The sequence below is a fragment of the Wenzhouxiangella sp. AB-CW3 genome (assembly GCF_014725735.1).
GTDB lineage: Bacteria > Pseudomonadota > Gammaproteobacteria > Xanthomonadales > Wenzhouxiangellaceae > Wenzhouxiangella.
Window position 1 is genome coordinate 1,053,186 of record NZ_CP061368.1, and the last position, 24,302, is coordinate 1,077,487.

At 60.1% G+C, this 24,302-nt stretch carries 19 protein-coding genes; 10 read left to right on the forward strand and 9 right to left on the reverse strand.

All coding sequences use genetic code 11. The annotated features are described in order from the left end of the window. Positions 1 to 93 precede the first annotated feature (93 nt). The 5 genes from IC757_RS04610 (at position 94) to IC757_RS04630 (ending at position 8,396) form a co-directional block, all read left to right on the forward strand. On the forward strand, positions 94 to 840 hold the full coding sequence (locus IC757_RS04610; RefSeq protein WP_190976203.1) for an electron transfer flavoprotein subunit beta/FixA family protein: 747 nt from the start codon (positions 94 to 96) through the stop codon (positions 838 to 840). Next, complete coding sequence (locus tag IC757_RS04615; protein WP_190976204.1) at positions 840 to 1,778, forward strand: electron transfer flavoprotein subunit alpha/FixB family protein; 939 nt, start codon at positions 840 to 842, stop codon at positions 1,776 to 1,778. Before IC757_RS04610 ends, IC757_RS04615 begins: the two co-directional genes overlap by 1 nt. A 75-nt stretch (positions 1,779 to 1,853) precedes the next feature. Continuing rightward, on the forward strand, positions 1,854 to 4,910 hold the full coding sequence (locus IC757_RS04620) for a ligand-binding sensor domain-containing diguanylate cyclase (RefSeq protein WP_190976205.1): 3,057 nt from the start codon (positions 1,854 to 1,856) through the stop codon (positions 4,908 to 4,910). Next, positions 4,910 to 5,395 carry a GNAT family N-acetyltransferase gene (locus IC757_RS04625; protein ID WP_190976206.1) on the forward strand — a complete coding sequence of 162 codons (486 nt, stop codon included), beginning with the start codon at positions 4,910 to 4,912 and terminating at the stop codon, positions 5,393 to 5,395. The genes IC757_RS04620 and IC757_RS04625 overlap by 1 nt, the downstream gene beginning before the upstream one ends. Before the next feature lie 13 nt (positions 5,396 to 5,408). Continuing rightward, complete coding sequence (locus tag IC757_RS04630; RefSeq protein WP_190976207.1) at positions 5,409 to 8,396, forward strand: DEAD/DEAH box helicase; 2,988 nt, start codon at positions 5,409 to 5,411, stop codon at positions 8,394 to 8,396. A gap of 94 nt (positions 8,397 to 8,490) precedes the next feature. Here IC757_RS04630 and IC757_RS04635 read toward each other — a convergent pair whose 3' ends face one another. From IC757_RS04635 to pilB, 6 genes are all read right to left on the reverse strand, one after another. Further along, a complete protein-coding gene (locus IC757_RS04635) occupies positions 8,491 to 8,901 on the reverse strand; it encodes a UrcA family protein (RefSeq protein ID WP_190976208.1) in 411 nt (136 codons plus the stop codon). Between the two features lie 207 nt (positions 8,902 to 9,108). Next, a complete protein-coding gene (locus IC757_RS04640; RefSeq protein WP_190976209.1) occupies positions 9,109 to 9,717 on the reverse strand; it encodes a hypothetical protein in 609 nt (202 codons plus the stop codon). Continuing rightward, positions 9,718 to 9,939, reverse strand: coding sequence for a hypothetical protein (locus IC757_RS04645; RefSeq protein WP_190976210.1), 222 nt, complete (start codon positions 9,937 to 9,939; stop codon positions 9,718 to 9,720). A gap of 321 nt (positions 9,940 to 10,260) precedes the next feature. Then, positions 10,261 to 11,121 (reverse strand): prepilin peptidase, encoded by an 861-nt coding sequence (locus tag IC757_RS04650; protein WP_190976211.1) that lies wholly within the window; start codon positions 11,119 to 11,121, stop codon positions 10,261 to 10,263. 95 nt (positions 11,122 to 11,216) lie between these two features. Further along, positions 11,217 to 12,437 carry a type II secretion system F family protein gene (locus IC757_RS04655; protein ID WP_223846255.1) on the reverse strand — a complete coding sequence of 407 codons (1,221 nt, stop codon included), beginning with the start codon at positions 12,435 to 12,437 and terminating at the stop codon, positions 11,217 to 11,219. A gap of 836 nt (positions 12,438 to 13,273) precedes the next feature. After that, the gene (gene pilB, locus IC757_RS04660; RefSeq protein WP_223846256.1) at positions 13,274 to 14,995 is read right to left on the reverse strand and encodes a type IV-A pilus assembly ATPase PilB; all 1,722 of its coding nucleotides are present in this window, start codon (positions 14,993 to 14,995) and stop codon (positions 13,274 to 13,276) included. Positions 14,996 to 15,235: 240 nt separating this feature from the next. Between pilB and IC757_RS04665 the strand changes: the two genes are divergently transcribed. The 5 genes from IC757_RS04665 to IC757_RS04685 all read left to right on the forward strand — a co-directional run bounded on the left by IC757_RS04665 (position 15,236) and on the right by IC757_RS04685 (position 21,214). Beyond that, a complete protein-coding gene (locus IC757_RS04665; RefSeq protein ID WP_190976212.1) occupies positions 15,236 to 16,090 on the forward strand; it encodes a glycosyltransferase family 2 protein in 855 nt (284 codons plus the stop codon). 29 nt (positions 16,091 to 16,119) lie between these two features. Then, on the forward strand, positions 16,120 to 17,190 hold the full coding sequence (locus tag IC757_RS04670) for a DUF354 domain-containing protein (RefSeq protein ID WP_190976213.1): 1,071 nt from the start codon (positions 16,120 to 16,122) through the stop codon (positions 17,188 to 17,190). A gap of 3 nt (positions 17,191 to 17,193) precedes the next feature. Next, complete coding sequence (locus IC757_RS04675; protein ID WP_190976214.1) at positions 17,194 to 18,102, forward strand: hypothetical protein; 909 nt, start codon at positions 17,194 to 17,196, stop codon at positions 18,100 to 18,102. Beyond that, complete coding sequence (locus IC757_RS04680; protein ID WP_190976215.1) at positions 18,095 to 19,006, forward strand: sulfotransferase; 912 nt, start codon at positions 18,095 to 18,097, stop codon at positions 19,004 to 19,006. Before IC757_RS04675 ends, IC757_RS04680 begins: the two co-directional genes overlap by 8 nt. A gap of 378 nt (positions 19,007 to 19,384) precedes the next feature. Beyond that, complete coding sequence (locus tag IC757_RS04685) at positions 19,385 to 21,214, forward strand: hypothetical protein (RefSeq protein ID WP_190976216.1); 1,830 nt, start codon at positions 19,385 to 19,387, stop codon at positions 21,212 to 21,214. Between the two features lie 45 nt (positions 21,215 to 21,259). Here IC757_RS04685 and IC757_RS04690 read toward each other — a convergent pair whose 3' ends face one another. From IC757_RS04690 to IC757_RS04700, 3 genes are all read right to left on the reverse strand, one after another. Beyond that, a complete protein-coding gene (locus IC757_RS04690) occupies positions 21,260 to 23,155 on the reverse strand; it encodes a hypothetical protein (protein ID WP_190976217.1) in 1,896 nt (631 codons plus the stop codon). Positions 23,156 to 23,285: 130 nt separating this feature from the next. Beyond that, complete coding sequence (locus IC757_RS04695) at positions 23,286 to 23,705, reverse strand: pilin (protein WP_190976218.1); 420 nt, start codon at positions 23,703 to 23,705, stop codon at positions 23,286 to 23,288. A 118-nt stretch (positions 23,706 to 23,823) separates the two neighbouring features. Then, entirely contained in the window at positions 23,824 to 24,246 is a 423-nt protein-coding gene (locus tag IC757_RS04700; RefSeq protein WP_190976219.1) for a pilin, read from the reverse strand. Positions 24,247 to 24,302 lie beyond the last annotated feature (56 nt).

The window sequence follows — 24,302 nt, forward strand, 5'->3', positions numbered from 1 at the left end:
TGCTGCTCTGGTGCAGCAAAACCGGATGAGGCACCGCCAGGCCGCTTGCCGTTACAATAGCGGGCTTGTGTCACCAAACTCGGGAATTTCACCATGAAGATTCTGGTCACCCTCAAGCGGGTGGTGGACTACAACGTGCGCGTGCGCGTGAAATCCGACGGCTCCGGCGTCGAGACCGACGGCGTGAAGATGTCGATCAACCCGTTTGACGAGATTGCCCTGGAGGAGGCGCTGCGCATCAAGGAGCGCGGTGAGGCCGAGGAAGTGATCGTCGCCTCGATCGGCGGCAACGAGGTGCAGCAGCAGCTGCGCACCGGCCTGGCCATGGGCGCCGATCGCGCCATCCAGGTGGATGCAGAAACGCCGGTGCAGCCCCTGACCGCCGCCCGCATCTTTCTGAAGCTGGTCGAAAAGGAAGAGCCGGGCATCGTGTTTCTCGGCAAGCAGGCCATCGACGATGACTGCAACCAGACCGGCCAGATGCTGGCCGCGCTGTGGGACCGGCCACAGGCCACCTTTGCCTCGAAAGTCGAGATTGCCGATGGCACGGCCACGGTGGCCCGTGAGGTCGACGCCGGGCTGGAATACATCGAGGTGGATCTGCCGGCGGTGATGACCTCGGATCTGCGCCTGAACGAGCCGCGTTTCGTCAAGCTGCCCGAGATCATGAAGGCCAAGCGCAAGCCGCTTGAGACCCTGTCGCTGGACGATCTGGAAGTGGAGCGCGTTGCCGATATCGAGATGACTACCTTCGAGCCCCCGCCCAAGCGTGGTGGCGGCAAAATCGTCGAAAGCGTGGATGAACTGGTGTCCGAACTCAAGGCGAAGGGGTTGCTGTAATGTCCAAGATTCTGATCATCGCCGAACATGACGGCGAAACGCTCAATCCGTCCACGGCCAAGGCGCTGACCGGCGCGCTGGGGCTGGGAGTTTCCGACATCGATGTGGCGGTATTTGCCGCCGATCCGGCTCCGATTGCCGAGCAGGCCGCGAAGCTCGAGGGCGTCAGCCGCGTGCTGAGCATTGCCGGCGAGGATTTCACGCATGCCCTGGCCGCGCGCCTGGCGCCGGAGATCAAGGCCCTGGCGGGTGATTATTCACACATCCTGGCACCGTCGACGACCTTCGGGAAGGATGTGCTGCCGCGTGCCGCCGCACTCATCGGCGTCAACCAGGTCTCCGATATCCAGGAAGTGATCGACGAGCGCACCTTCAAGCGCCCGATCTATGCCGGCAACGCCATCGTCACCGTCAAGGTGGCCGAAGGGCAGCCGGTGGTGGCTACCATCCGCACCGCGTCGTTTGCCGCGGCCGGGGAGGGTGGCTCGGCCGAGATCGAGTCGCGTGATGCGCAGGGATCTGATCCGGGTCACACCCGCTTCGTCAAACTCGAAGGCGGTGGCGGCGAAGGGCCGGACCTGGCCTCGGCACCCGTAGTGGTGTCCGGTGGTCGCGCCATGGGATCGTCGGAAGGTTTCGATATCATTTATTCGCTGGCCAAAAAACTCAATGCCGCGGTCGGCGCGTCGCGCGCGGCGGTGGACGCCGGTTACGTGCCCAACGAGTTGCAGGTCGGCCAGACCGGCAAGATCATTGCCCCGGACCTGTATTTCGCCATCGGCATTTCCGGTGCCATCCAGCACCTGACAGGCATCAAGGATGCCGGTACCATCGTGGCCATCAACAAGGATCCGGAAGCACCGATTTTCGAAGTGGCCGATCTGGGGCTGGTGGGCGATCTATTCGAGCTTGTGCCGGAGCTGGAGAAGTCGCTCTAGTTGTCCTTTCGGATCATCAATCCTGCCCAGCAGGTGATTCTGAACTCCTTGGAGGAGCCGGGTGCGGTGGATTCGATGACTGACTGGGGATTGCTCGGGCCGGGACGGCTGATCGCTCTGGTGGTCGCTGTCCTGGCCTTGCCCTGTGCCTGGGCGCTGCCGCCTGAAGTTCCGCCGCATCAACTGCACGAGCAGCGCTGGGGCGTGGCCGATGGCATGCCCCAGATCACCGGCAAGGATGTGCTGCAGGCCGGCAACGGCATGATCTGGATCGGCACCCAGGACGGCACGGTGCGCTTCGATGGCCATGAGTTCGAAGTGTTTCATCCCGACACCCATGCCGGGCTGGGACACAATCATGTCAATGCCCTGGCCGAGGACGCAGAGGGACGGATCTGGATTGGCCATGAAAGCGGTCTGAGCGTTTTCAAGGGGGATCGATTCCACGCCGTGGACTTTGGTGAAGAGCGTAGCGGTCCGGTCCGGGACCTGGCCGTTGATGCCGGCCGAGATCGTGTCTGGGCCGCCACCGAACACGGCCTGTTCGAGTTCAGGGATACGTCTCCGCGACGTATCGAGGGGGTTGCCGGCTCGTTGTTCTCGATTACTCACGATCCGGTGCATGGACCATTTGCCGGCGGTCGAGGTGAGCTGTGGTGGCAGGAGGAGGGGCAATGGCACCAGCATGTCCTGCCCGAAGATCGATCCGATGATGAGTTCACGGCATTGCTGGTATCCGGAGATACATTGCTGGTGGGGACCAGCGATGGCATGTATCAGGCGAGCCCCGGCACCGATCCCGCCCACTGGCACCGGACGCTGGATGGCCACGAGATTCATGATCTGCTGATCGATCGCCATGACACGCTCTGGATCAGCAGCGTATCGGGACTGTACCGGCAACTGTCGGGCGATGCCGCGCCGGCCCCGGTTGTGACCGGATATATCACGGCCAGCGAGTGGCTGCATCGACTGAGCCTGGATGACCGTGGACACTTGTGGGTCGGCACGCAGGCCAACGGCGTGATCAGGCTTGCTCCGTCACCTTTTCGCCGTTTTACCGAGGTGGATGGTCTGATCGATGGCATGGTGTGGTCCTTCGAGGAAGATCGCGATGGCACCGTCTGGGTCGGCACCAATGACCAGGGGCTGTTTCGCCAGATCGGTGAGCGCTTCGAGCAGGCGGTGGCGCCCGATGCGCTGCCGCACCCGATGGTGATGGGTATCTATGCCGACGAAGAAGGCAACCGACTGTGGGTCAATACCCGCGGCGGAGTCGCCTGGTTTGACCGCTCAACGCTTGAGCCACTGGATACTCCCGCGGATTTACCCGAGCGCAATGTTTCTCGCGTATTCCGTGCCAGCGACGGGCGCTACTGGATGGCCAGTTTCGAGGGGCTCTACTGGTGGCGCAACGGAGAACTGCAGCGAGTCGGCTCGCAGCAGGGCGTGACCCAGGCACGGGTGCGGGACGTCATGGAAGACAGCCACGGCGAGATCTGGGTGGGGACGGATACCGGGCTGTTCCGGGGAGGCGTGGACGGATTCGAGCCGGTGGGCGAAGACACCGAGATTGGAGAGCTTTCGGTATCGAGCCTGTTCGAGATCGATGGCGAGATCTGGGCCATGATGCAGGGAGCCTGGATGCGAGTCGATGATGAGCGGGTGCGCACGTATACCGACGGTCGCGGGCTCAGTGCCACGGTGGCCTCGTTCATGACCCGCATCGGCGATGAAATCTGGGCAACCTCTCACGAGGGCATCCAGCGCATTCCGCTGGAACAGTTCGACGAGATCGACCGTGGCGAGCGCAGCAGCTTCGAGCCTCGGATCTACGGGGGGCTGGATCATCCTGTCATTGCCCAGTGCAACGGTGGATTGGGCCAGGCCGGTCTGTACCAGCCTGATGCAGGCCTTCTCTGGTGTCCGAGCCTTGAGGGCGTTCTGATTCTTGATGTCGCCCAGGCCCGACAGGATCCGCCGCCACCCCGGCCACGACTGGCGCGGGTGCGTGCTGGCGGCGAACAGCATGAGCTGGGTCATGTTGAAGCCGCGGAACTGGTCCTGCCGCCGGCCGTGCGCGACCTGGAGGTGGACTTTGCCGGGCTCGATTTCCGCTGGCCAAAGGGTGTCAAGCATCGTTTCCGACTGATCGGTTTCGATGATGAATGGGTCGAGGCCGGCGCCCGCCGTACGGCTTTCTACACCAACCTGCCCCCCGGCGACTATCGGTTCGAGGTGCTTGCCGGCAATGAGCAGGGGCTCTACAGTGACGATCCGGCCGTGCTGACCCTGAAGCTCGAACCAAGTTACTACCAGACCCTTTGGTTCCGGCTGCTGGTGTCCGTGTTGGTGTTGATCATGCTCTATCTGGGCTGGCGCTACAGTGTTCGCCACCTGCGTCGTCGCGGACGCTTGCTCGAACACATGGTGCGCGAGCGCACCGAGCAGCTCAAGGAAGTGAACCGGCAGTTGCTCGATGCCAGCCTGACCGATCCGCTGACCGGTTTGCGCAATCGACGTTTCCTGGTAGAGCAGATCCCCCATGACATTGCCGGCGTCGACCGGGTGTACCGGCGCAAGGGCAAGCATGCCAATGAGGACATCAGCTTCCTGATGGTCGATCTGGACCACTTCAAGCAGATCAACGATCGCTACGGGCACACAGCCGGTGACCAGGTGTTGTCCCGGTTCGCGCAGCTGTTGCAGGCCCAGGTTCGTGATTCCGATTACGTGGTGCGATGGGGTGGCGAAGAGTTTCTGATCGTGGCGCGTCACAGCGAGGGTGATCAGGCCACCGCCTGTGCCGAGCGCATCATGGCCGCCGTCAGAAGCGAGGTTTTCGATACCGATCGCGGCGAGATCAATGTCAGCTGCTCGATCGGTGTGGCCACCTATCCGGCCCTGGCCGAGCAGCCGGAAATGCTCAGTTGGGAAGAGGTCATCGAGCTGGCCGATGCAGCCAATTACCTGGCCAAGCGCGAAGGCCGGGATCGCTGGGTCAGCCTGGCCCTGCGCCCCGGTGCCGCGACGGCTGAATTCATGCCCCGTTTTCGTGAGCAGGGCATTCCAGCGCTGGTGGATGCCGGGCTGCTGCATGTTTCGCGCGAGAAATCCGGAGAGGAGGCCTGATGAGTCAGACCCTGGTGATTCGCCGTGCCGTACCCGGTGACGAACTGCTCCTGCTGCAATTGATCAGGGAGCTGGCCGAATATGAACGTCTTGCCGATGAGGTTGAAGCCACGCCCGCGCTTCTGACCGAGTCGCTGTTTGGGGAGCAGGCGGTGGCCGAAGGGGCGCTGGCCGAATGGGACGGAGAGGTGGCCGGCTTCGCGCTGTTCTTTCGCAACTTCTCCACATTCGTCGGCAAACCCGGACTTTACCTCGAAGACCTGTATGTCCGCGAAGCGTTTCGCGGACTTGGAATCGGCAAGGCCCTGTTGCTGCACCTGGCCGGCATCGCCCGCGAGCGCGGATACGGCCGCATGGAGTGGAGCGTGCTGGACTGGAATCAACCGGCCATTGATTTCTACAAGAGCCTGGGCGCGCGTCCCATGGACGAGTGGACCGTTTTCCGGCTCGATGAGCAGGCACTGGCCAGATTGAAAGGAGCCTGATCACGGGAGTCCGATGAAGCTGTTTGGCGCCGAACATGAACTGGATGTCTGGTTCGAGCGCGAACTGGGCTCCCCGACCGCCATTCAGCGCGAAGCCTGGCCGCTGCTGCGCCAACGCCGCAATGCCCTGCTGATTGCCGCCACTGGACAGGGCAAGTCGCTGGCGGCCTGGCGACCGGTGGTCGAACGCCTGGCCGATCAATCCGACGAAGAGCGCGCCGTGCGTGCCCTGCACATCGCTCCGCTCAAGGCCCTGGCCCGCGACATGACTCATAATCTGGCGCCCATGCTGGCCGCGGCCGGCCGGGTGAGCGGGCGGCCGCTGACCATGGGCCTGCGTTGTGGCGATACCCCGCAGTTTGAGCGTCTTCGCCAGCGAAAGCAGCCCCCCGACCTGCTGTCGACCACGCCGGAATCCCTGTTCGTTCTGCTGGGCAGCCACGGCGGGCGGGCCCTGTTGCGATCCGTCGAAGCCGTGGTCGTTGATGAAATCCATGCCCTGGCCGATACCAAGCGCGGCGCACACCTGGCCCTGTCACTGGCGCGACTCGACAGGCTGGTCGCCAGGCCGGTGCAGCGCATCGGCCTGTCGGCCACCGCGAGACCGGCGACAGCGCTGGCCGAGTTGCTGGGCGGGCAGTGGCCCTGCGAGGTCATCAATCCGCAGCCACCGGGCGCCGTGGCGCTGAAGCTGGAATTGCCGGAAACGCCCTTGGGTGCCTGGCCGGGAACAGTGCACTGGCAGCAGATCCACGACCGCATCGTTTCGCTGGCACTGGGCGATCGCTCGCTGCTGGTGTTCTGCCAGACCCGCGCCCAGGTCGAACGTACATCCGCCGCGATTGACGAGCGTCTCGTCGAGCATGGCCAGCCGGGCCAGGTCGGCGCGCATCACGGCAGCCTGGATACCAGCCACCGCGAAACAATTGAAAGCCGCTTCAGGCAGGGGGCGCTGCGGGTCATGGTCAGCAGTGCCTCACTGGAGCTGGGGCTGGATCTGGGGCATGTCGACCGGGTCTGCCAGATCGGCGCGCCCGGCTCGGTGAATCTGGTCCGGCAGCGTGCCGGGCGCAGTGGACACCGTCCCGGCAAGCGGCCTTGCATGCACCTGTTCCCGCTGACCCGTAATCAACTCATCGAGGCCACCGCCCTGGCCGGCTGTCTTGATGCCGGAACCATCGACCATACGACCATTCCACGCGGGGCAAGCGACGTGCTGGCCCAGCACCTGGTGGCCATGCTGGCGGCCGAGAGGCTGGACGTCCCTGCCATCCTGCAGACAGTGCAAACCGCCCGCCCTTTCGGCGAAGTATCGCGGCAGACGGTGGAAGATTTGCTCGCGGCACTTGCGGCCAGTCCCGAAGACATGCCCCTGCAGCAGTTCAAGCCCCTGGTGGAGCCCGATGGATCCGGTGGCTGGCGGGTGGCGCCGCGCGCCGGACGGCTGGCACTGGCCAATGCCGGCACCATTCCCGAGTTCTTCGAGTACGACGTGGTGCGGGCCGACAGCGGCGAGACGGTGGGACGGCTGGACGAGGAGTTTGCTTTCGAATCCTCCCCGGGGCAGGTCCTGCAATTGGGAAGGCGGGCCTGGAAAATACTGCGTGTGAGCACCGGTGAGGTACTGGTCGATCCGGCCGATGACGAACCGGCCGAGCTGCCGTTCTGGTTCGGCGAAGGACCGGGACGAACCCGGGAAGTCGCCGCCGCGGTGCTGGGCGTGTACGACGGCGAGCGGGCGGCGTCCTTGCACCCCCAGGCCATGGAGATGCTGGCCGAATCCCGATCTGTATTGGGTTGCCTGCCCGGCCCGAACCGGCTGATCATCGAGCAGGTCACCGACCCGGGCGGCGATCGGCACGTGGTGCTGCATACCCTGGCCGGAGCCCGCATCAATCGGGCCTGGGGGCTGGCGCTGCGCAAGCGTTTCTGCCGCCAGTTCAACTTTGAACTGCAGGCGGCCGCCACCGACGACGGTATCCTGATATCGCTGGGTGTGACCAGCCGCTTCGAACTGGCCGAGGTGGTCTCGTTCGTGCGCTCTCACAACGTGGCCGATGTGCTCACCCAGGCCCTGCTCGACACCCCCCTGTTTCTCACCCGGTTTCGCTGGTGTGCCAACAATGCCCTGGTGCTGCTCAAGACCGGTCCGGCCGGCCGCATTCCCGCCCAGCGCCAGCGCAGCCAGGCCGAGAACCTGATTGCCTGCGTCTTTCCCGATCAGCTGGCCTGCCTGGAAAACCTCAGCGGGCCCAGACAGGTGCCGGATCATCCGCTGGTCAGACAGGCCCTGAACGACTGTCTCAACGACTACATGGATCTGCCCGGGCTGATCGACCTGCTCGAGCGCATCGAACAGGGCCGGCTGCAGGTGCATGCCGTCGAAACCTCGCAACCCTCGCCCCTGGCCGAGGCCATGATTCACGCTCCGCCCCACAGCTTTCTAGACGAAGCCGCGGCCGAGGAGCGCCGAACCCGGAATTTCGAGCAGCCGGCCACCACAAGCCATCCCCGGCTGCCCCGCGCCATGCCGGGTTCCGGTGGTGCGGCCCGGTCCATGGCCGGCGAACCGTCGCCGCCGGACAATGCTGTCGCCATTGCCGGCGTGGCCGGCATCCGTCCCAGCGCCGATGCGCTGGATGATCTGCTCCATGCAGCCGGCTTTCTGACCCAGCGGGAGGGTGAGACCGGCATCGGTCTGGGTGCGCCCCGGCCGGCCGGCGGCTGGACCGGGTGGTTTGCGCAACTGCTGCGCGAGCGGCGGGCCCTGTCACTGTGCAGCGATGATGAACGCCCCCGGATCTGGATCAGTGCCGCATGGCTGGACTGGTTCCTGCTGCTGGACCCGACCCGGCAAGCGACACCGCCCGCCGGGTCAGTACCGCGCGAACCTCCTCCCGCGACAGCCGAAGATGCTCGACAATGGCTGATCGAGGCCCGGCGCCGAATCGACGGTGACCATGCCGCACAAACCGTCGCGCGCCTGTTTCCGCAGAATTAAGCGGCTGGTGGAGTTCTCTGCCGCCAAACGCCAGCGACGCAGCGCCGGCCTAGTCAGGCCAGCGCCGGGTCGCAGGCCCGGGGTGCATTCCGGTCTACTGCGGGGAGCGTGCCAGCAGTCTTGCATCGGCCATCGCATCGTCCACGGCGCGCCGAATGCATACCGGGGTGGCCGGCTGACCTTGCGGATAGGACTCTGCCAATTCCTCGCAGATCGTGGAGGCGGCTTCATGAATGCGGTCTTCGAGCTCAAACAAGTCGGCTGTTCGGCTCAGGTCCAGATCGCTGAAGTCCACGACGGCAGTCCGCTCCATTTTTTCCACATGGGCCATACTGCCCCTGCGTGATCGTTCCCGTGTGATGCGTGGAGCAAACACGGTAATTCGATCAACACTTGCTTCCTCGTCGGCATGTGCGGACTCAATCAAAGACGACTGGTCCGACGCAAGAAGGCTCATGAGAATCATGGACATGATTGTTCCCGTCAACAAGATAAATCTGGTCATGGCTGTTACTCCGGTCGAATGATCAACACGCGCAAACCCTCGGAGTGCGCCACTGTGATGGTATTCTCGCGAGAGCACAAGAGTAGTGATGTGCGTCAAGGAAAGATCAATCAACACTTGCCTTGTGGGTGAGAGAGCTTCAGCTATCAACCGACCAAAGATTGTCCACGCGTATCCCCGGTGTTCTGGCAGTCAGGCAGCGTCCTTCTAGAAAAGCCGCTCACGGTTGCTGTAAATCCAGACCAAGCCGGCGCACAGGCAGGCCGCACCGATCAGCTCCAGGGACTCCTCGATCACGAAATCAAAAAACCAGAAGCCAACGGGGTCCTCAAGGAAGGCCACCCGGGTACTATCGTGCTCGACGGTACCGGTTGCCGCCACCCAATGAAAGAGCACGTCGCCGGCTCGGGCATACCAATCACCTACATTGCGTGTGGCCGAAGCTGCCGCGGCCACACCGAAGACTACCACGCCGACCACTAGGCATCGGCCACCGGTATGTCGAACGCCGGTGTGCATCAGCAGCAGGACCAGTCCGCTCAGGGCCACGGCCCCCATGAGCGCGTAAACGGTCAACTCTACAAGGGTTCGAATCAGGCTGCGTCGCCACTCGATGGATTCCGGGTCATAGGCCCAGACGGCTTCTCCCATCCAGACTGACAGCGCATGACGGATATTCTGACTGTCTTCGAGGTACATCCAGACCAGTGCAATCACCGTCAAGCCGATGGCCCAGTACAGGCTGCGCTGAGCCTGTGAACGAAAGCCGGTCAACAGGCAGAACAGCGCGCCGAGCAGCAGAAACAGTCGCTGCAACTATTCTGTGGGCGAATGCTCGCCGAACAGCTCGAACCAGAGAAAACCACTGCTGGTATCACGAAGATGAGCGGGCCAGATCCGTGTCAGCCAGCCGATTTCATGGCCATGAAAGTCAGAAAGGTAGCTGACGGTCCAGGCGGTCAGCAGGTATCCGGCCACGAAGATCAGAATCAGCCAGGCACCGGGGCTTGAGCGGTATGTGTTTTCAGCTCGCTGCATGACCGGACTCTCCTGCGGGTCGATCTTTCATTCTCCTTGTCTCGCAAGGTCGTTCTGGCTCGGGTTTCCGGGCGACTTCATCGCTGGACGCCGGCGACGCAGCGCCGGCCTACACAACGGACGCATCCCGGACACGCCGGAATTGCAGTCCCACGCAATGCCCCCAACCGTAGGCCGGGGTAGAACAGGGGCGCCCGTTCGTATCCCCGGCACAACGCCTGCAATCCGTAGGCCGGGGGTGCATCCCCGGCACAACGCCCATCCAACCGCAGGCCAACTGCGCGTATCCCCTGCGCTACACGTACTATTACGCCGAAACCATCAATACACCAGCCAGAAATCAAGAATTCTGTCACCCCAGATCATCGCGATCCACCCGGCCGCGGCCAGGTAGGGTCCGAAAGCGATGGGGATCTCGCGACCCCGACGCATGGCGACCATCAGGACCAGGCCAACAATGGCACCGACCAGCGAGGCGCCCAGGATGATCATGGGCAGCGCCTGCCAGCCCAGCCAGGCGCCCAGTGCGCCGAGCAGCTTGAAGTCGCCGTAGCCCATCCCCTCCTTGCCAGTGGCCAGTCGGAAACCGTGATAGACCAGCCACAGCGAGCCATAGCCGGCAATCGCGCCGATAACGGCATCCTCCAGCGTGGCAAACAGCCCCAGCCACAGGTTCAGGGCCAGGCCCAGCCAGAGCAGGGGCAGGGTGACCTGATCGGGCAGGAGCTGATGATCGATATCGATGCCGGTTGCCGCAATCAGGGTCCAGGTCAGCACCAGCGCGGCCAGGCCTTCGGTACTGGCCCCGAAATGCCAGATGACCACCGCGGAGAGAATGGCCGTGGCCAGTTCCACCAGCGGATAGCGAAAGGCGATGCTCGTACCGCAATGCCGGCATTTGCGACCCAGCACGATCCAGCTGATTACCGGGATATTGTCGTACCAGGCAATCGTGTTCCGGCACGATGGGCAATGCGAACGCGATTTCACCAGGTCGGGCGGCGGCTGGTCGGTTGGCGGCTCCAGTTCGAGCAGCTCACGGCACTGGCATTGCCAGTCATGCAGCAGCCGGCGCGGATAGCGCAGGATGACCACATTGAGAAAGCTGCCGATCAACAACCCGAAAACGAAAACGGCGGCCACAAGGACCGCCGGGTGCAATGCCTGGATAACTTCGATCATTGGTTTATGAGTCTTCTTGTTTGTTCGTTGGTTGGTCCGCTAACTCTTTCTCCACCAGCCTCTAACCTCGAACCTCGACCCTCGAACCTCGAACCTTAGATAACCGCAGCCATCTGGAAGATGGGCAGGTACATGGCGACCACCAGGCTGCCGACCAGTACGCCAATGATCACGATGATGATGGGCTCGATCAGGCTGGACAGCGCGTCCACGGTGTTGTTGACCTCTTCCTCGTAGAAGGCGGCGACCTTCTCCAGCATGGCATCGAGTGAACCGGCTTCCTCGCCGATGGCGGTCATCTGCACCATCATTGGCGGAAACAGCCCGGTTTGCTGCATGGCCAACTGCAGGGGATGTCCGGTGGCCACGTCCTCGCGGATCTGGTAGACGGCCTCCTCGAACACGACGTTGCCGGTGGCGCCAGCCACCGTGCGCAGTGCGTCGACCAAGGGGACACCGGCGGCGAAGGTCGTGGACAGGGTACTGGCAAATCGGGCCAGCGCCGACTTCTCAAGCACCCCGCCAAGTATGGGCAGGCGCAGCGACAGGCGGTCGAGGGCGTGGGCAAACTTCTTGTTGCGCTTTTTCAGCTGTATAACGCCGACAATGGCGACAATAGTGCCGAGCAAAACCAGCCAGCCACGCCGCTGCATGAAGTCCGAAAGATCGAGGACCATGCGCGTAAAAGCCGGCAGATCGGCGCCGAAGCCGACGAACATGTCCTCGAACTGCGGGATGATGACAATCAGCAGCAGCGCGGTCACGCCGATGGCCACGGCCAGCACGGCGGCCGGGTAGAACATGGCCTTCTTGATCTTGCCCTTGATCGATTCCATCCGCTCCTTGTAGCTGGCGATGGAGTGCAGCACCTGGTCGAGCACACCGGCACTTTCGCCGGCTTCGACCAGGTTGACGTAGAGTTCGTCGAAATACAGCGGGTGCTTGGCCAGCGCCTCGGCCAGGGTCGTGCCGCCCTCGACATCCACACGGATGTCGGAGATCAGCTTCTTCATCCGCGGGTTCTCCGCCGCCTGGCCGATGATGGCAAACGCCTGTACCAGCGGAATGCCGGAGTGGATCATGGTGGCGAGCTGGCGCGTGAAGACCGCCATGTCTTTGGGCGTGATGCGGCGCCCAGAACTGCCGAACAGCGCCTTGGGTTTCTTGCGGATGCGGCCGGGAATGATGCCCTGCTGGCGCAGTTCGGCCTTTACCAGCAGCTCGTTGCGGCCAAGCCGCTCCCCCTTGAGTTTCTTGCCGCGTTTGTCCTTGCCTTCCCACAGGAAGGTCTGCATCTGGTCCTTGGTTGTAGCCATCTAGTGCCTGTCTCCCGGGGTGGGCCGTGGCGGCCGGTTGCTGGCAAGCGGCCTGCACAAGTCTTCACAATACCGTGATTTTGCGCAGTTTCGTTGGCGAATGCAAGGCGGCGGCAAGAACCCCGTCGTCCCGGCCATCATAGACACCTCGTCGTCCCGGCCATCATAGACACCTCGTCGTCCCGGCCGCAGCGAAGCGAAGAGCCGGGACCTCGCACGGTGGCCCCGGCACGGCGTTGGTCCCAAGCCAGCCCCTCCCGTCGTCCCGGCCGCAGCGAAGCGGAGAGCCGGGACCTCGCATGGTGGTTCTGGCACGGCGCTGGTATCGGTTTCAGGGTGGGAGGTCCCGGATCAAGTCCGGGACGACAAGGGGTTCGCTTGCTCGGGCCATCAACACACTTCGTCGTCCCGGCCGTAGCGTCAGCGGAGAGCCGGGACCTCGCATGGTGGTTCTGGCACGGCGCTGGTATCGGTTTCAGGGTGGGAGGTCCCGGATCAAGTCCGAGACGACAAGGGGTTCGCTTGCTCGGGCCATCAACACACTTCGTCGTCCCGGCCGTAGCGTCAGCGGAGAGCCGGGACCTCGCATGGTGGTTCTGGCACGGCGCTGGTATCGGTTTCAGGGTGGGAGGTCCCGGATCAAGTCCGGGACGACAAGGGGTTCGCTTGCTCGGGCCATCAACACACTTCGTCGTCCCGGCCGTAGCGTCAGCGGAGAGCCGGGACCTCGCATGGTGGTTCTGGCACGGCGCTGGTATCGGTTTCAGGGTGGGAGGTCCCGGATCAAGTCCGGGACGACAATGGGGGGGCGGGACGACAAGGGGTGGGGCTTCACGTCAATCCTTGGTTACGCGGTTCATCTCGGCCAGGCTGATGCGTCCGGCCTTGACCTTGTTGAGCGCCGCGCGGCGCAGATCGACGATGCCCTCGCGGGCCGCCTGCTTTTCCAGGTCCAGCGCCGAGCCGCCTTCCAGAATCACCCGTTCCATGTCCTCGGTGATGGGCATGACCTGGAACACACCCGTCCGGCCCTTGTAGCCGGCCGTGCACTGGTCGCAGCCATTGGCCTCGTAGATCTGGATACCCTCGGCCACTTCGTCCTCGGTAAAGCCGACGCGCAGCAGGGCGTCGTCGGGCACTTCCTCGCGCTTTTTGCAGGTATGCAGGGTACGGCCCAGGCGCTGGGCCAGCACCAGGTGGACGGTGGAAACAATATTGTAGGACGGCACACCCATGTTGGTCAGTCGGGCAATCGAGGCCGGGGCGTCGTTGGTGTGCAGCGTCGAGAGCACCAGGTGACCGGTCTGGGCGGCCTTGATGGCGATTTCGGCCGTTTCCAGGTCACGGATCTCGCCGACCATGATGATGTCGGGATCCTGGCGCAGAAACGAGCGCAGCGCGGCGGCAAAGGTGAGGCCCTGCTTGGTGTTCTGCTGGACCTGATTGATGCCCTTCATGCGAATTTCCACCGGATCCTCGACGGTGGAAATATTCCGGCCCTCGTCGTTGAGTATACCCAGGGCGGTGTAGAGCGTGACCGTCTTACCGGAACCGGTCGGGCCGGTGACCAGCACCATGCCGTAGGGCTTGTTGATGGCGGCAAGGTAGTCTTCCTGCTGCTTGGGCTCAAAGCCCAGTTTCTCGGGGCCGAGATAGGCGCCGGAGGAATCGAGAATACGCAGCACGATCTTCTCGCCCCACAGTGTCGGGCAGGTCGAGACACGAAAATCGTAGGCCTGGCCCTTGGAAATATTGAGCTTGATGCGGCCATCCTGCGGAATGCGGCGCTCGGCGATATCCAGATTGGCCATGACCTTAAGACGCGCCGACAGTCGCGGCGACATGCGCTTGGGCGGGCGCACCTGGGTCACCAGTACGCCGTCCACGCGAAAGCGGACGCGATACTCCTCTTCGTAGGGCTCGAAGTGGATGTCCGAGGCGCCCTTGCGGATGGCATCGACCAGCACCTTGTTGACAAAGCGCACCACCGGGGCGTCATCCGAGCCGGCGGCATCCTGCTGCTGATCCTGCTGCTCCTCACCCTGGTCGAATTCCAGGTTTTCGAGATTGTCCTCTTCCTCGGTCAGCTCGTTGAAGGCCGAAGCCGAACCGGCGGTGGCCCGGTCCAGGGCCGGTTCGATCGCCGAGTAGGGGGCCAGCACGGCCTCGACCTGCAAGCCGGTGGTAAAGGTGATCTCGTCGAGTCCGGCCTTGTTGCCGGGGTCGGCCACTGCCACGAACAGGCGCCGACCGCGCTTGAGAATGGGCACGATCAAGTGCTTGCGCAGCAACTCTTCCTTGACCGCATCGGTGGGGGCGTTCTTCAGATCCACCGCGGTCAGGTCGATCAGCGGCATGCCGAAATCCTCGGAGGCCAGGTGGGCATAGGCCATGGCATCGACCAGCTTCTCGCGCACGATGTGACTGGTGAAGGTGCGCCCCTTCTTGCCAGCCGTCTCGACGGCTTCCTGCGCCTTGTTCTCGTCAAACAGGCCGGCCTCGACCATCTTGCGGGCCAGCAGAGGTAGGCGCATGGCGCTGGCGGGTTGGGCGGGCATGAAACCGTACTCCTTGAAATACTGCCTGAAATCCTAGCTGTTGAGCGCTGGTTTTGCAAAGTTTTTACCCGTGTAGGTCGGCCCAACGTGGCCGACGGACGAGACCTCAATTGCCCCCGCCGCAATATGTGACGCCCCCGCCACCTCCACAATCCCCTTTGAGCTCCCCCAACCGATCTGCCATACTTCGACCACCCGGACACTACTCTTCAGCCATCAAAGACCGCCCGCCACCAATCCATGAACCTGTCCGTCATCATCCCCGCCAAGAACGAGGATTCCAGCATCGGAAACGTCGTAGCCGGCATTCGAGAGCAATATCCCAAGGCCGAAATCCTCGTCGTGGATGACGGATCAACCGATGACACGGCCGAGACTGCTCGAAAGGCCGGCGCCGACGTGCTCAGCCACCCCCGTAGCCTGGGCAACGGCGCGGCGGTCAAGGCCGGCGCCCGAAAGGCCACAGGCGATATCCTGGTCTTCCTCGACGGCGACGGCCAGCACGACCCGGCCGACATCCCGCGCCTGCTGGAAAAACTGGAAGAGGGCCATGACATGGTAGTGGGAGCCCGCGCAACCGCCAGATCCCATGCCAACGTCGGCCGCCTGATGGCCAATGGCGTGTACAACCTGGTCGCCTCCATGGTCACCAGTCACAACATCCCGGATCTCACGTCGGGATTCCGCGCCGCCCGCGCCGACAAATTCCGGAAATTTCTCTATTTGCTGCCCAACGGATTTTCCTACCCGACGACCATCACCATGGCCTTCATGCGTTCTGGTCATCCGGTGGAATTTGTGGACATCGAAGCCCGCAAGCGACAGGGCAAGAGTCATATTCGCCCAATCCGTGACGGTATTCGCTTTATGGTCATCATTTTCAAAATTGCGACCTTGTACGCACCACTTAAACTGTTCTTGCCAGCAAGTGCCTTATTTTTTGTCGCCGGGGCTGGTTATTATGCCTACACGTTTACTCTTTATGGGCGTCTAACCAATATGACGCTTCTGCTCTTGAGTGCAGCCGTCATAATTTTTCTAATCGGTTTAATATCTGAACAGATTACAGCTCTTAACTACAAGGATTCGGTTTGATTGTCCATTACCACCAAGAGAAATCATAGTTGAAGTTTCTCATAGAAATTACGCACCCAGCGCACGTCCACTTTTTTCGTAACCCAATTGAGTGGCTGGCTGAGTCTGGCCATCAGGTAAAAGTGACGAGTCGTGACAAGGATTGCACACTGGTGCTTCTAGACGAGCTTGATATTCCCCATCAATGCTTGTCAGTCCACTCCGGCGGTGGAAGTCTGGCTATGGCGAGGGAGCTGCTCCTGAGGAATAGGGCATTGGCCAATGTGGTGCGCGAGTTCTTGCCGGATGTCATGGCAGGGGTCGGTGGAACCTCTGCAGCCCAGGTGGGGTGGTACCTTGGTTGCCCTACCGTAGTCTTTTACAACACGGAACGGGCACACATTCAGAATTTCCTTACATACCCCTTTGCGGATCGAATAATTGTTCCCGACGCTTACCGTGGTTGGGTTCCAAAGAGAAAGGGGTGCCGATATCTTGGCTATCATGAATTGGCAAGGCTCCACCCTTCCCGTTTTCAGCCCGATGTTTCGGTTGCCATAGCCAATGGATTGGATCCTGAAGGCGATACGTTTCTAATAAGGGTAGTCTCATGGAATGCGAGTCATGATATCGGTCTCAAGGGCTGGAGTATCGATACACTCAAAAGGGTTGTGGGTATTTTGCGTCAACATGGGCGAGTTCTCATCTCTGCAGAAGAAAAGCTTCCCGAGGAGCTTGAAGAGCTGGCTTATGCCGGTAGTCCAGATGCTCTTCATCATGTTATGGGTCATTGCCGGCTGGTTGTCGGTGAGAGCGCAACCATGGCATCAGAGGCTGTAGTAATGGGCGTTCCGGCGGTATATGCAGCACCATCATTCAGGGGATACATAGAGCAACAGCAGGAGCGATTTGGTCTGGCATGGCATGTCGACCGACCGAATCCGGATTCGATATCCTCTGCCATCTTGAATGCACTTGAAACAGATCCCCGTGAATTGGAGCGTCGTCATCAGCGACTGCTTGAGGAGTGTGTAGATGTTGCCAGAATGGCCTATGATGAGTTGCTTTATGCTGCTGGCGCTTGGGGAAGCGGTACAGATTCTACGGCCCGGAAGGGTTAGGCCATGCAGAGGCGTTTCTGGTTTCTCGATCAGCATGAAGCCTTGTCTGTTCGCGTAACAGATTGGCTTGAGCGCCTTTCGTCACACGCCAGAAGGTATCGGTTTATATACGGGGTAGTGGCGTTGATGCTCTTCGTCATTGGCCTATGGATCTCACTTAGGTCGTTGAAGTTCGAATTGACGGAGTTGAATCTGTTACCTTTGGTGGCTAATCTGTTGATTGGTGCACCCATAGCAATCTGCTTCAATGCCATGGGTTTGCAGGTGGCGGGACGAATAACGGGTATTTCCATCGGTTTTTTTCATGCATTTCATGTAACGATTCTGGCGATGGTGACAAACATTCTTCCAGTTCCAGCCGGAACCATATTGCACTCTTCAGCCTTGTCAGCCCGAGGGGTTGGGTTGGCTCAAGCTGGTGGTGTCATATTGTTGGGAAATCTTGCGACCCTGGGTCTGATTGCTACCCTGGTGGGCGTTGCGCTACTGGATTCGATGCCCGCTCTGGCTATTATCCTTTTGATAGCAGGGCTTCCGGTTTTTGTCGGCTCTGTTCTCGTCGTCAAATACACTGCCGGACGTGCGCTCGCCAGCGCATTTGTATTTCTCCGGCTTGGACGGGCACTCATCTTGGTATTGCGTGTTCAGCTCTGCTTTCTGGGGATTGGAGTCAGTGTGACCCTGGCTGAAGCTGTTTCAATATCCGGTGCCGTCATTCTGGGAAGTGCTGCCGCTATTTTCCCGGCCGGACTGGGTATCAGCGAGGCGCTTGCTGCCACGATGGCGACAGCATTGTCTTTGGCGCCTGCGGCTGCCTTTATGGCAACTGCACTCAACCGCGTGTCAACTCTTGTTATAGCCGGCATGCTTGTTCCGTTTGGCTTTTGGCGCAGGGGTGCAGGTGATGCCTGATGACTGTTTTGGCAAGAATCTGGTCTTCGTTGTGTCCGGTGGACGTACCGGGACGCAGTTTTTTGGAGATCAGCTTGGTTCTGCTATAGAAGATTGTTTCTCGGTACATGACCCCGATATCCTATCCGTTTTCCGCGAAAGGGTAATGAGTCGAATACGAACCTTTGGTTTTCGCCACATGGTAATAGACCGGTTACTACAGAGAAGCGGGCTTCGGGTCATTGGTCAGAGGTTGATTACCGGACAAATCGACGAGCGAGAGGCTCTTCAACGTTTGCATCAGATGCGAGATCATTACTACAACAGCATTCCTCAATCTCTGATTGCCGAGAGCAATTCACAATGGCTTTATGTCGTTGACCAGTTGGCACGCTTGTGGCCTCATGCGAGGGTTGTCGTTGTTATCCGGGACCCCAGATCGTGGATTCGTTCATGGATGAACAAGGGGTATCACCAAAGGCCATACGATCCGGTTAAATTGATACCTCCCGGGCGCCTCAGGCCTGCCGACGTTGGAGACGAACAGTGGGTGTCTCAATGGAAACGATTTGACACCTTCGGCCGCCTGGCGTGGGAGTGGCGGTTTGTCTACGGAAGGCTTTATCGACACATGCAGACTAACCCTAATTGCCGATTTTTTCGATTCGAGGACGTTTTCAATAGGGAAGATACGAGTGCCATGTTTGATTTGGTTCAGTTTTCAGCCAGCCACGACGCTAAGAACTATCCATTTAGGATACCTTCAGGCTTCTCAGGCAGGGTGCAGAATGCCAGTGCAGGGAATTCACCCGAATGGCGCGACTGGGATAGCGCTCAGGCCAGGCTTGTTCACCAACTCTGCGGTGGGCTCATGAGACGGTTTCAATATGGCTTGGAAGATGAGTGGAAACAAAAGCTTGATTGATATGATATATGATCGACTGCTTCGGCTTACGGATTACATTGCTGGGTTAGGATTAGTGGTATCGATTGTGGAGTTTGGCAGGTTAGGCCAGTTGATGAGAGATATGGTGCTTGAATGAACGTGTTTATGATGGGTCTGGTCAGAACCGACAGGCCTATCTTGGATTGGAAAGGTCAGTTGAATTTTTCGAGGTTATGGATGATTCTTCCTTGAAGGAATCTTCAGATTGCAGTGCAAAGTGACAATTGCGCGGTGGCATGGCCAGGATTCCAGTGGCGTTGAGGGCTGTTGCGGGGTCAACAGGCTGCGGTGTGATTCAGCAGGAAGATGAATGACAAAATGCTTTTATCTAGTTTGAAGTAGCAGTTTGGTGTATTCGTGAAAAGTGAACCGATAGTACAGTTGTGGCAGATGTGGCAAAAGCTTCTGGCAGTTGGGTTGTTTCTGGCGGTAATCCTGTTGTACTGGCCTGGCCTTTCAGGCGCATTTATTTTTGATGATTTTCATAATTTTGTGGAAAACCCGGCCGTTCATGTGGACGAGTGGAGCCTGGAGGCTGTAGAGGATGCGGCGACGGCCTATGGTAGTGGGTTGCCACATAGGCCGGTTGCGACTCTCAGCCTGGCCGTGGACCATTACTTCTGGGGTGAGGACGCCTTTGGCTTCAAATTGACCAACGTACTCATCCACGCGTTGAATGCATCGTTGGTACTGTTGCTGCTGCTTAAACTGCAGGGGGAGGTCAACCGGCAATTCCATCAATTCTGGCCACCCTGGAGTGCGTTCGTTCTTGCCGCGGTGTGGGCGTTCCATCCCTTGCAGGTCTCTACTGTGCTCTATGTCGTTCAGCGCATGGAGATGCTGGCAGTAATGCTTATTTTATTGTCGCTGATTGGCTATCTCCAGGGGCGGCGCCATATGATAGGTGGATCGGGCAAGGCTGCCGGATGGTTTGCGCTGGCCATGATTTGCACCATACTCGCGATTCTGAGCAAGGAGATCGGGGTATTGGCGCCGTTGCTTATGTTGGCCATGGAGCTCGTGGTCTTTCGTTTTTCGTGTTCGACGGAACAGTCAGCACGCCGCTTGAAAGCTTTTTTCGTCAGCCTCGTTGGATTCTACCTGCTGGTGTTTCTGGTCTGGGTGCTACCGCAGCAGGTCGATCCCGCCCGATGGGCTCATCGAGAATTTACCCAGTACGAGCGGCTATTGACTCAGTTACGTGTATTGCCAATGTATATTTACTGGGTGCTTGTGCCGGCTCCGGATCATTATCTGTTTTACTATGACCAATTTTCTCACTCGAAGGGCCTGTTGCGCCCGGTTACAACGCTCCTGGGAGGAATCTTTCTGGCCTCGCTCGGTGTGGTTGCATGGCTGGTACGAAACCGATCCCCGATGGTTGCGTTAGGCATTGCCTGGTTCTTTGTGGCTCATATCCTGACCAGCAATGTATTCAGTCTGGAGCTTGTGTTTGAGCACCGAAACTATTTCGCGGTGCTGGGGGGGTTGCTGGCTGTCGCCGGCCTCCTTCAAATGATCGCTGCGTCGCTGAACCGGCGAATAGTGGCGGTAGCGGCGGCCGCGCTGGTGCTTGGCCTGGGTGCCATTACCGCCACACAAACGGCGACTTGGGGCAATCAGATGAACCTCGCACTTGCCCTGGTCGAGCGAAATCCGGATTCCGAGCGTGCTGGCCTTGATCTTGGCGAGTTGTACCTGGACTATTCGGATGGATATAGTACATCACCCTTTTTTGAGTCGGCAATGCGGCAGTTCGAGCGGGTTGCAGTTGTCGATGGCGCGTCCATTGTTCCGGATCAGGCTCTGGTGCTCATGAAGTTGGACTCGGGCAGGGCGACCCCACCCGATCTGTGGGACCGTTTGATCGGGAAGCTTCGTGATCAGGCATTGCGGTCAAGAGACTTTGATGTCGTGCTTAATCTTCTGCGACAGCGGCGAGACGGTGCCGAACTGGACGATGCGAAACTGGATGCAATGTGCCGCACCCTTGTTGAGCGGCGGTTTGTCCCTGCCCCGGTTCTTGTACAGGTTGGGTACTTTTCCGTACAAGTCCTCGATGACGTTGAATTGGCAGGCCTGGCATTTCGGCAAGCTGCCGATGCCATCAGTGACGACCGCGAAGCGCTTGAGAGACTGCGCGGATCACTTGCCGACGAGGGCGTGCTGCACCTGCTTGAGGGTTAGGACCAAGTCGCAACTTTAGTGCTTCCTGGCGCTTATATGGTTGGGTCAATCTCGTCGGCCGACAAGGAATTGGGCAGCCTCGGGATGCCCGGCTGCAGTCAGTTGGGCGGCCCAATCATCGAGCTGTTCCTGATCCTGGCTTGCGCGTTGCCTTACTTCTCCTAGCACCGTCCTGGGGTCCAGGTGACTATTTTCTGGGAACCGGAGAGCATAGCTGGCGAATGGCATGAGTAGGTCCGGCGGTGTTTCCGGCCTCCCTGCCAGTGTTTCATAAGTTTTCGCAAGCCACTCGTCGTCTATCGGCAATGGGTAAAGTCTTGCACGAACTATTGCGTTTGCCGCCCCCCGGGTCTGAGCACCCATGGGGCGGGATTCGAGCTTGTTGACAAAGCTGTTCCACCAGTCCTCCTCAGCTTCAGCATCGGCGCTGGCAGCCAGTACGATCAGGGCCTGTTCCGGCATGGGTGAGCTGCGTGGCAATCCCGAAGCATTCTCAAAGGTGCTGACGGCAATCGCATAGAAAGGCGAGTTCGTGTCGCCTCCCGACATGCTTCCGTAGATGAAGCCGATTTCCAGCCTTGCTCGCTCCGATTCGGGGTTGATCGCGACATGATGCATTGCCAGATTAAGCGGATCGCCCCAGGTTGCGGCACGGATCATGGTGAGAGTTGCAAACAATCCAATGGCCAGGATGCCAATGAGCGCCGGTGAGAACCGGACTCGAATATTGGGCAGCCAGGTCAGAAGGCAGGCCAAGCCGAGCAAAACCGGGAGCACCGCAAAGTAATTACGGTGCTCGAAGGCCAGCTCAAGATTGAAGATGTTGCTGGTCAGCGCATGTGCAGCAAAGAACCAGAGAATGGCTAGTGTCAATAGGGGTGCGCTTCGGCGAACGGCCACGGCCAGCGCGATAAGGCTGGCGAGAAGAAGCCCGCCAAAAAATGTGGACAGGGGCTTGAAGAGGCTGGTGGACGGCGTGTAGTCATCGTAGAAAAACGGCATCCGGTCCAAGATGGGCATCAGGATCTGGGAAAGATACAGCGGCAAGATTCGGAGCTGAGTCAGAAGCCGTTCATGCCAGGTAAAGTCCCGAATCTGAAAGGCTTCCGGCCGGGCGAAGGTGGGGATTACGACCAATAGATAGATGGCCAGCGCGGCAAGCAGGATCAGCCCATGGGAAGCCTTGATCATCAACGCCGTGTGCTGTTTTCTGGCTCCGAAACCAAACAGGGTCAACTCCAGGCTGAACGCAAATAACACGAACAGCACGGCGGTTTCCTTCGCCAGCAGCCCGATGGCGGCCAGGGCTAATGCGCCGGCTACAAGTGCCCCCCCGCGTTGCCGCCCCTGGATCTGCCGGCGTCGGCCATGGCAGTAGCTGATGAGTGCCAGCAGGGTGAAGGTGACTGCCAGCATCTCCATGCGCTGGACAACATAGAGTACGGTCGAGACCTGTAGTGGGTGAATGGCCCATAGGAGGGTAATGGTGCCCGCCCACACGATCAGGTGTCTCGTTCCCGGCGCTGGGGCGGTGGACTGAGTGTCGTTGAGTCGTAGTGTCTGCGCTTGCTTCAGGAGCTGGGAGACCAGTAGCAGGACAAGCAGAGCGTTGAAGGCATGGATGAACAGGTTGGTTTGCTTGAAAGCGCCGGCATCCAGGCCACCGGCGCGGGCATGATCCACTGCGAATGTGATGGTGGCCAGGGGGCGGCCGCGCAAGAATCGCGAACTGTAGGCGCCGGCCGCTTCACTGAGCGTGTCCTGATTGATTGCATCGGCGTGTACAGCCTGCTGTTCAGTGATATTCGGGATGTCGTCAAAGATGAAGGAGCCGCTTGTGCCCGGCCAATAGAGGATAAGAACCGCTAGCCCGATTGCCGCGGCAGCTAGCGCAAAGTGCGAAATTCCGCGAGCCTGGCCGGGGAGCGCGATTTGATTCATGGAGAACAGTGCTCAACCGGGGGTGTTTCTGAAGCGCTCAAGTTTGCTTCCCAATACCTTAAGTGGGTAAGGGTAAATTAATTGGAGCGGGAAGGGAAGCTGGAGTGGAGAGCGCTCCTGGGCGGCCTCCTCAATTCTGATCGCAACCGTCGGGCCGGTATTGGTCATCTATCGGAATCGTGCACCTCCAGAGATCGGTTTCATCGTCTCGGTCGATGGTAAGTTCGACACCAGCGATCCTGGGATGACCTGCAAGTTCACAGCGGATGAATCCATCGGCACCGGGCTCCATTGTAATCTCGCTACAGCGCGTGGTTGAAGTCTGCAGGCCGATGTCGGTCACATCGAAGGTAGTAAGGCTGTTGGCGACCACCAGCGATTCAAATGCTGTCTTGCCGCCGGCAATGTCCGAGAGACCGGCATTGACCTGGGCGCGAATCGTGTAGTTCTGGTAGGCAGCCATTGCAATCGAGGCAAGGATGGCCAGGATGGCAACCACGATCATTAGTTCGATCAGGGTGAAGCCGGAGTGACGTTGATGATTTGCCATGATAGCGGCTCCAGAGCGAGAGTAAAGATGCACCCTGCCTGCACAGTGCTAAGAGGGATGGGGGGCCATTGGCCCCCGATCCCCGGGGCTCGGTGCGAGCCCAAAACGCATCGATTAATCAGCCGTCGCAGCCGTCAGGACGGTATTGCTCGTCGATGTCAGTCGCGTCACAGGTCCAAGTGCCGTCTGTGTCTCGGTTGAGAACAATCTTTTGACCCGCAACCCTCGGGTTACCCTTAATGTCAAGGCATGAGATGCTGCCCTGTTCGCCATCAGCAACTTTGATCTCTCCACAGCGCGTGGTTGCGGTCTGCAGGCCGATGTCGCCGGGGTCGTCGATTGAGCGGCCACGGTTGACCAGCTCTTCGAAGGCGGTCACGCCGCCACGGACATCGGACAGGGCGGCACCGGCCTGCGAGCGGGCCATGTAATCCTGGTAGGCCGGAATGGCGATCGCGGCCAGGATGGCGATAATGGCCACCACGATCATCAGTTCGATGAGCGTGAAGCCTTTCTGTGCTTGGGTCTTGATGTTACGCATGGTTTGCTCCTTAATTAAGGTTGGGTCGGATTCGGGAGGGGAAACTCCGCTAGTTC